The organism is Streptomyces sp. SID5910 (assembly GCF_009862125.1).
Lineage (GTDB): Bacteria > Actinomycetota > Actinomycetes > Streptomycetales > Streptomycetaceae > Streptomyces.
Map to the genome: position 1 here is coordinate 1 of NZ_WWHX01000685.1, position 307 is coordinate 307.

Sequence of the window (307 nt, forward strand, 5' to 3'; positions counted from 1 at the left end):
CCCGCAGCGCCGCCTCCGACTTCGCCGACACCATCCACGGCACCACGGCCGGCGAGACACCCGATGACGGCTCCGCCACCGGCTCTCCCTCGTCGGCCGGAGCCTCCTCAAGGATCACGTGCGCGTTCGTCCCGCTGACACCGAAGGCGGAGACACCCGCCCGTCGGGGCTCTTCCCCTTCCACCCACGGGGCCGGCTCGGTCAGCAGCCGCACCGCGCCGGAGGACCAGTCCACGTGCGGGGAGGGCTCATCGACGTGCAGGGTCTGCGGCAGCAGGCCGTGCCGCATCGCCAGCACCATCTTCAT

General features: G+C 72.3%; 1 protein-coding gene. It reads right to left on the reverse strand.

Annotated elements, in window-relative coordinates:
- The coding region (locus GTW67_RS23835) for a ketoacyl-synthetase C-terminal extension domain-containing protein (RefSeq protein ID WP_161166844.1) at window positions 1-307 on the reverse strand (307 nt) is incomplete at both ends.